This is a genomic window from Micromonospora sp. MH33, from assembly GCF_003013775.1.
Taxonomy (GTDB): Bacteria; Actinomycetota; Actinomycetes; order Mycobacteriales; family Micromonosporaceae; genus Micromonospora; species Micromonospora fulviviridis.
The window spans coordinates 1-5,405 of record NZ_MUYZ01000385.1; the positions used below are offsets into that span (position 1 = coordinate 1).

5 protein-coding genes are annotated in these 5,405 nt (G+C 74.1%); 4 read left to right on the forward strand and 1 reads right to left on the reverse strand.

The annotated features are described in order from the left end of the window. The coding region (locus B0E53_RS32780; protein ID WP_146167866.1) for an FAD-binding oxidoreductase at positions 1–961 on the reverse strand (961 nt) is incomplete at its 3' end. 188 nt (positions 962–1,149) lie between these two features. Here B0E53_RS32780 and B0E53_RS32785 point away from each other — a divergent pair. From B0E53_RS32785 to B0E53_RS32800, 4 genes are all read left to right on the forward strand, one after another. Continuing rightward, entirely contained in the window at positions 1,150–2,010 is an 861-nt protein-coding gene (locus B0E53_RS32785; RefSeq protein WP_107079501.1) for a S1 family peptidase, read from the forward strand. A gap of 266 nt (positions 2,011–2,276) precedes the next feature. Then, positions 2,277–4,859 (forward strand): class III lanthionine synthetase LanKC, encoded by a 2,583-nt coding sequence (gene lanKC / locus B0E53_RS32790; RefSeq protein ID WP_107079503.1) that lies wholly within the window; start codon positions 2,277–2,279, stop codon positions 4,857–4,859. 71 nt (positions 4,860–4,930) lie between these two features. Next, entirely contained in the window at positions 4,931–5,050 is a 120-nt protein-coding gene (locus B0E53_RS32795) for a SapB/AmfS family lanthipeptide (RefSeq protein ID WP_088961894.1), read from the forward strand. A 61-nt stretch (positions 5,051–5,111) separates the two neighbouring features. Next, positions 5,112–5,231 (forward strand): SapB/AmfS family lanthipeptide, encoded by a 120-nt coding sequence (locus B0E53_RS32800; protein ID WP_107079502.1) that lies wholly within the window; start codon positions 5,112–5,114, stop codon positions 5,229–5,231. Positions 5,232–5,405 lie beyond the last annotated feature (174 nt).

The following is a 5,405-nucleotide window of genomic DNA, read 5'->3' on the forward strand; positions in this document are numbered from 1 at the left end:
GGCCGCGCAGCGCGGCGTCCGCCTGCGGGTCCCGCTGCGCGACCCGCAGGGCGGCCGCGTCGAGCAGCTCGATCGCCGCCGGCGCGGCGGCCACCAGCGCCGGCATGGCGGCCATCGCCGCGCCCAGGGTGTCGAAGACCAGCAGGCCGGTCGCGGCGTGCCGGTGCACGGGTACGGTGCGGAAGGTCGCCGCCGCGACGAAGGCGAGGGTGCCCTCGCTGCCCACCACCAGCCGGGTGAGCAGGTCGGCGGGGTCGTCGTGGTCGAGGAAGGCGTTCACCCCGTACCCCATGGTGTTCTTCATGGCGTACTGGGCGCGGATCCGGCGCACCGAGTCGGGGTTGCCGCGGACCCGGTCGCGCAGTAGCAGCAGGCCGGCGTGCAGCTCCGGCTCGGCGGCGCGCAGCCGGGCGTCGGCGTCCGGGGCGCCGGTGTCGAGCACGGTGCCGCTGGGCAGCACCAGCAGCAGCGACTCCAGGGTGCGGTAGGTGTTGAACTCGGTGCCGCAGGTCATCCCGCTGGAGTTGTTGGCGACCACCCCGCCGACCGTGCAGGCGGACTCGCTGGCCGGGTCCGGGCCGAGCTTGCGGCCGTACGGGGCGAGCCGCGCGTTGACCTGCCGCAGCACCACCCCGGGCTGCACCCGCACCCGCCGGCCCTCGTCGAGGACGTCGAGGTCGCGGAAGTGCCGCCGGGTGTCCACCAGCAGCCGGTCGGTGACCGCCTGGCCGCTGAGGCTGGTGCCGCCGGAGCGGAAGGTCAGCGGGGTGCCGGTGTGGCGGCTGTGCCGCAGCAGGGCGGCGACCTGTTCGGCGTCGGCCGGGGTCACCACGGCGCTCGGGTGCAGCAGGTAGTGCGACGCGTCGTGGGCCAGCCGGAGCCGGTCCGCGGCCCGGGTGGCCACCCCGCCGGGCACCACCGCCTCCAGTCCGGCCCGCGCGTCGCCGCTCAGCTCCACCATGATCGCCGCACCTCCCCCGCCCCACCCTAGTCAGGAGCGGACGACGCGCCGCCGGCCCCTTGCCTCGGCATCGACCCGGGTGGATACTCGCCGCTACAGCGTTCGCCGAGGTCACACCCCGAACCGACCCGGCGGCACGGCATGGACGCCGACGCAACCGGCGGCCTTCACCGTCCGAGGAGAAGACCGTGAGAATCCGCCGAAGCCGACTCACCCCCCTGCTCGCCGCGACGGTCGGCCTGGTGGCCGCCGGCGCCTTCGCCGTTCCGGGCGCCGCCTCGGCCGCCGCGCCGAGCTTCACCGCCGACCAGTTGGCCCGGGTGGACGCCGCCGTCGCCGCCTCCGGCGTGCACGGCATCGCCTGGCGCGTGGACGCGGCCTCCGGCCGTGTGGTGGTGACCGCCGACGACAGCGTCTCCGCCGCCGAGGTCGCCGCGGTCAAGAAGAGCGCCGGCGCCGGGGCGGGCGCGATCCGGGTCGACCGGGCCCGGGGCACCTTCCGCCCGCTGCTGTCCGCCGGCAACGCCATCTACGGCGGCGGCTACCGCTGCTCGCTCGGCTTCAACGTGGTGAAGTCGAACGTCTACTACTTCCTCACCGCCGGGCACTGCGGCAACGTGGCCAAGACCTGGTACACCGACTCGGGGCTCAAGACGCTGATCGGCCCGACGATCAGCTCCAGCTTCCCCGGCAACGACTACGCCCTGGTCCGCTACGACAACGCCTCACTCAGCCACCCGGGCGGCTACTCGGCCGCGAACGCCGTCGTGGGTGAGTCGGTGAAGCGCACCGGCTCGACCACCGGCACCCACAGCGGCACGGTGACCGCGTTGAACGTGACCGTCCGCTACCAGGGCGGCGGCACGGTCAGGGGCATGATCCAGACCACCGTCTGCGCCGAGCCGGGCGACTCCGGCGGCCCGCTCTACGACGGCACCAAGGCGTTGGGCATCACCTCCGGCGGCAGCGGTGACTGCCGCACCGGCGGCACCACCTTCTACCAGCCGGTCACCGAGGCGGCGAGCGCGTACGGCGTGACCGTCTACTGAGCCCACGCGGCCGGCCACCGCCGGCCCCGACCCGCGACACCCGAGGACCCGCACCGGCCGAGCCGGTGCGGGTCCGCACTCTCTTCGGCCCGGTACCGGCGGCACACGCCGGTACTGGTGGCGCGGCATTCGCGATTTCAAACTCCGCCGTTGTCACGACTTCGGGGCGCGAAAATCACGGACCGGTCATGACTCATCACACTTTGCTCCCCTCTCCACCGTCCGCAGGATTGACCTCAACCGATCAGCCGGTGGAGGCAGACGACATGGACGAACGGTACGACTCGTACTGCGCGGTCGATCCGCTGTTCTACGACTCGCTCGCCAGCTCCGACGTCGACGCCTCCGGCTACGCGGCGGAACGCCCGCCGGCGCCCGGATGGGAGCGCGAGGTCAAGGACGACTGGCTGATCCACGGTCCGGTCGCCGGTTCCCTCCCGTCCCAGGGGTGGAAGATCCACGTGTCGGCCCGGCTGGACAACGCCGAGCGGGTGCTGGCCCGGGTGATGGACTACTGCCAGCCCCGGGGCATCCCGTTCAAGCACCTGCGCGGTCCGCGGATGCTGCTCATGCGCAACAGCAAGTACGCCCGCCGGGCCGCCAGCGGCAAGTTCATCACCGTCTACCCGCGCGACGACGCGGAGCTGGAGCTGACCGCGAAGGAGCTGGCCGCGCTGCTCGACGGCGAGACCGGGCCGTACATCCTGAGCGACCTGCGGTACGGCGACGGCCCGGTGTACCTGCGCTACGGCGGTTTCGCCGCCCGGTACTGCCTGAACCGCGAGGGCCAGGTGGTGCCGGCGATCGAGGACCCCACCGGCACCCTGGTGCCCGACCGGCGCGACCCGGTCTTCCACGTGCCCGACTGGGTCACCCTGCCCGACTTCCTCGCCCCGCACCTGGCCGCCCGGAACGCCGCGACCACCACCGACCTGCCCTACCGGATCGAGAAGGTCATCCACTTCTCCAACGGCGGCGGCCTCTACGAGGCCCGCGACACCCGCACCGGGGACCGGGTGGTGCTGAAGGAGGCCCGCCCCCACGCCGGGCTGGACGCCACCGGCGCGGACGCGGTGAGCCGACTGCGCCGGGAGGCCGAGACACTGCGCCGGCTCGCCGGGGTACCGCACCTGGTGCGGGTGCACGACGAGTTCAGCTTCGGCGGGCACGAGTTCCTGGCGCTGACGTTCGTCGAGGGCCGCCCGCTGAACCAGCTGGTGGTGGAGCGCTACCCGCTGGTCCACCTCGACGCCGACCGAAAGGCGTACACCCGGTGGGCCCTCGACCTGCACCGGCAGGTCGCCGAGGCGGTGGACGCCATCCACGCCCACGGGGTGGTCTACGGCGACCTGCACATGTTCAACATCATGGTCGGCGCCGGCGGAGACGTCACGCTCGTCGACTTCGAGGTCGCGACCCCCGCCGCGGCGGCCAGCCGGCCGGCCCTGCGCAACCAGGCCTTCGCCGCGCCCCGCGACCGGACCGGCTTCGACGTCGACCGGTACGCCCTGGCCTGCCTGCGGCTGGCCCTCTTCCTGCCGCTGACCGCGATGCTCCGGCTGGCGCCCGAGAAGGCGGCCCACCTGGCGGAGGTGGTGGCGGAACAGTTCCCCGTCCCCCGCGAACTGCTCGACGAGTCGGTCGCCGTGATCCTCGGCGAGACCGCGACCGGGACCGGCCAAACGCCCGGCCACCCGGCCGGGGCACGGATCGACCCGGACGACTGGCCGGCACTGCGGGACCGGCTCGCCGCCGCGATCGGCGCGAGCGCCACCCCGCACCGCGACGACCGCCTCTTCCCCGGCGACATCCGGCAGTTCGCCGGTGCCGACGGCGGGCTCAACCTGGCCCACGGCGCGGCCGGGGTGCTCTGGGCGCTGCACACCAGTGGCGCCGGCACCGACCCCGATCACGAGCGCTGGTTGATCGACCGGGTCCGGGAACCGGCGTCGGGCAGCCGGCTCGGCTTCTACGACGGGCTGCACGGGGTCGCGTACGTGCTGGACCTGCTCGGGCACCGCGCCGAGGCGCTGCGGCTGCTGGAGCGCTGCCTCGACGAGCCGTGGACCGAACTCGGCGACGACCTGATGGGCGGCCTGTCCGGGGTCGCGCTCAACCTGGCCCACTTCGCCGGGCGTACCGGCGACCGGCGGTACGCCGACGCCGCCCGGCGAGCGGTGGACCTGGTCGTCGGTCGGCTCGGCGACGTGGAATCGGTCGCCGAGGTCAGCGGTGGACGCCACCCGTACGCGGGATTGCTCCGGGGTGGCGCCGGCACGGCGCTGATGCTGCTGCGGATGTACGAACTGGACCACGACGAGAGCCTGCTCGACCACGCCGCGACGGCGCTGCGGCAGGACCTGCGCCGGTGCGTCCAGCGCGACGCCGGCCACCTGGAGGTCAACGAGGGCTGGCGGACCATGCCCTACCTCGCCGAGGGCAGCGTGGGCATCGGCCTGGTGCTCGACCAGTACCTGCGCCACCGCGGCGACGAGGACCTCCGCAGCGCGGCAGGGGCCATCCGCCGCTGCGCCGACTTCCCGTTCTACGCCCAGTCCGGGCTGTTCGCCGGCCGCGCCGGGATCGTGGCGTACCTGGCCGGGCGAGGTGAGCTGGAACCGGCTCGCCGGCAGGCCCGGCTGCTGAGCTGGCACGCCCTGCCGTACCGGACGGGGATCGCCTTCCCCGGCGACCAGTTGCTGCGGCTCTCCATGGACCTGGCCACCGGCACCGCCGGCGTGCTGAACGCCCTCGCGGCGACCCGGCCGGCGAGCCCCGGCCAGCTGCCGTTCCTCACGCCACTGCCCGGCGCCACGCCCGCCCGGCCCACCCCACCGGCCGGCGACTGACCGGCCCCACCAGCTCCCCGGGTCACCCCGGGGCGGTCCGACCCGACGCGCACGAAGGAGGTGAACACGACATGGCCCTGCTCGACCTCCAGGGGATGGAGCTGCCGGCCGCCGAGCGTACCGGCGGGGGCAGCCAGGCGAGCCTGCTGCTCTGCGGCGACAGCTCGCTGAGCATCACCACCTGCAAGTGACCCGGCCGTCGACAGCGACGACCCCGACCGACACACCCGTCACGACAGAAGGAGAAGGATCATGGCTCTGCTCGACCTCCAGGCGATGGAACTGCCGACCACCGAGAACCACGGCGGGGGCAGCCAGGCGAGCCTGCTGCTCTGCGGCGACAGTTCGCTGAGCATCACCACCTGCAACTGACGGTCAGTTCGCCTGGCCCCGGGCCGGCTCACGCCGGTCCGGGGCCGCGCCCGTGGAGGTGCCATGACCCCGGCCGACCGGCTCCTGTGGCGCGCCGTCGGGTCCGCCGGCTGGTGGACCCCGGTGCTGGCCGTGGCCACCGTGGCCGGGGCGGCGGCCGAGCTGGCGCTGCCC